Raw genomic sequence first — 2,685 nt, 5'->3', positions numbered from 1 at the left:
TGATCCCGCGCCCGATCCGCTCGCCGGTGAAGAAGTCGCCGGCAAGGTTGACCCAATTCTCGGTGATGGAATCGCCCATGAAGACGATCCGCGGATGCTTGGGTGAGGGCATGAGCGCGGCATTAGCCGCGCGATATTTCGCGAGATAGGGCCAGTCGGTCGACAGCCGATCGTTCCAATCCGTCGTGAACTTGCTGTTCGGATCGCGCGCGATCTGCGCCGACGCGGCGCTCCCGATCAGGGCCGTTACACATGCCGCCAACACCGCTTTCCGCATCAGCCTCGCTCCATCCGGGCGTCCATTTTCTCCAGCGTAACGCCCTTGGTTTCGGGGAAGAAGACCAGAACCACCACGAACTGCAGCGCCATCATCGCCGCGAAGAACAGGAAGGGTGCGCCGGTCGAACGGTGCGCGATCACGGGGAAGATGCCCGCGATGATCGCGTTCATCAGCCAGTGGGTCGAGCTGCCGATCGCCATGCCGCGTGCCCGCACCCGCGTCGGGAAGATTTCCGACAGATAGACCCAGATCACCGCGCCCTGGCTCGGTGCGAAAAAGGCGATGTAGCCCACCAGCATCACGAGCAGCAAAGGCTTGGGCAGCAGGCCCCAGAAGATCGAGGCAACCACCGCCAGACACACCGCCATGCCGACCGCGCCCACCAGCAGCAACGTCTTGCGCCCGATCCGATCGATCAGGGCGAGGCCGATCATGGTGAAGACCAGATTGGTCGCACCGATCGCGATCGTCTGCAGGTCGGCTGACAGCCGTCCATAACCGGCCGCCGCGAAGATATCGTTCGAATAATAGAGGATCGCGTTGATGCCCGCGAGCTGGTTGAAGGCGGCCAGCGCCACCGCGAGCAGGATCGGTTTGCGGTGCTGCGTCCAGGACAGATGCGCGCCGCGCTGTTCGCTCTCGGCTCGCACCGCCTCGCGAAAGGTCGCCAGTTCGGCTTGCGGGTTGGGCACGCCGATCAGCTCGAGCGAGGCACGGGCCTCTGCTTCGCGTCCGCGCGCGATCAGCCAACGCGGGCTGTCCGGGATGCGATAGAGCAGGCCGAGGAAGATCAAGGCAGGAAGCGCGGGCACAGCCAGCTTCCAGCGCCATGCCGTCGCTGGATCCGCGAACGCGCCGACTGCGGCGTTCGACAGAAATGCGACGAGGATGCCTGTCACCACCATCAGCTGGAACAGCCCAACCATCTGGCCGCGCCGTGCGGCCGGCGAAATTTCGGCGATATAGACTGGCGCCAGCACCGACGATCCGCCGATCGCGAGGCCGGTCACCAGCCGCGCCGCGACCAGCGAACCCAGCCCCCAGGAGATGGAGGCGACCACCGCCGACGCGACATAGAACAATGCCAGCACGCGCAGCACGTTGCGCGCACCGTACCGGTCGCCGGGCAGACCGGTGCAGAGCGCACCCGCGAGCGTGCCCCAGATCGCGGCGCTGACCGTCAGGCCGAGCGCGGCATCGTCGAGCTGGAAGACATGGCGCCAGTCGGCGGTGACGCCCGCGACCACCGCCGTGTCGAAGCCGAACAGTAATCCCGCGAGCGCGGCGGTGGCGATGCTCTCGCCGAGCAGGCCCCGGCGCGCCATCTACTTGGCCTTCACCGCAGCCGGCGCAATATTCCAGCCGCGCAGTTTGACCGTCACCGCGCCGGTGGCGGCGCTGGCCGGGTAACGCACCTCGATCCGCCGGCTCTCGCCCGGCATCAGCGAAACATAATTGTCGGTGAAGAGCGCGGGCAAGACCTGCACGCCATTCGCGCCGAACAGGGTCAGCTTGGTCTCGATCGCCGCCGTCCCCGACGGATTGGCAAGATCGACCGTCGTCACCCGATCCGCTCCTTCGCTGCGGCTCGCCGCTTTGGTGGTCAGCCTGACCTGCGGCATCGCGCCGAGCGCACGATAGGCCGCGTCGTCGCGGCCCTGCCAATAGACGTTGCGCGACAGGATTTCACCCGACGCGTTGGTCACATCGAGCGCGACCAGAACCACGCCGTTCGCGAGCGCGGGCGCCAGATCGAGCGTGAAGACGTCGGCGGTCAGGCCGGCGTCCGCCGAGATGGCGGCCGTCTTCTCGGCGACGAGTTTGTTGTCGAGCGTCGTCACGCGTGCATGCACGGTCGCGCCCGTCAAAGGCGTGCGGCCATTGTTGACGACGATGACCTTATAGTCGGGCAGGTTCATCTGGACGTGGACCGGCTCGGACGCCTTCTTGGTGCCGTAGAAGGCGGCGTGCGTGTCGTAGTCGGACGAGAAAATCTGCCACGCCGACGACGGCCAGGCCGGCTGCGTCATCCAGAACATGCGCGCGCTGTTGGTCTTCCACAGCCCCGCGTTGAAGCCCTCGAGGATCGCGCGATAGCTGACATATTGCAGCATCTGCGCCTTGCGCTCGAAATCCTCGAGTCCGGTGGCCGGGCCGAACTGCGCGTCCATCGCCTTCATGTAGCTGGAGACCGCACCGTTCCCGGTCTGGTGCCAGTCATGATAGGCCCAGACATCGCTGATCGGCCAAAGGTCGGCTGCGGGGATCGTCCGTTTCCAGCTTTCCAAAGTCGGGAAGCTCGGCGTGCCCAGTTCGACCGCGAAGCCCTTCGCGTCCTCGGTGAAATATTCCTCCGGCTGGCGCCAGTTGTAGGGCCCGCTATTCTGCAGCGAAATGCGGTTGGA

At 65.7% G+C, this 2,685-nt stretch carries 1 protein-coding gene and 2 pseudogenes; all 3 read right to left on the bottom strand.

Annotated elements, in window-relative coordinates; translation table 11 throughout:
* Positions 1 to 277, bottom strand: a pseudogene (locus VK533_RS07520) (GDSL family lipase); the annotation flags it as partial.
* Positions 277 to 1,605, bottom strand: coding sequence for a sugar porter family MFS transporter (locus tag VK533_RS07515; RefSeq protein ID WP_324376247.1), 1,329 nt, complete (start codon positions 1,603 to 1,605; stop codon positions 277 to 279). The pseudogene VK533_RS07520 and the gene VK533_RS07515, both read right to left, overlap by 1 nt.
* Positions 1,606 to 2,685: pseudogene (locus tag VK533_RS07510) on the bottom strand (glycoside hydrolase family 2); the annotation flags it as partial.

Source organism: Sphingomonas sp. (genome assembly GCF_035317925.1).
Taxonomy (GTDB): domain Bacteria; phylum Pseudomonadota; class Alphaproteobacteria; order Sphingomonadales; family Sphingomonadaceae; genus Sphingomonas_I.
The sequence above is the reverse complement of the archived record's forward strand: the minus strand, read 5'-3'. Positions and strand labels throughout refer to the sequence as shown.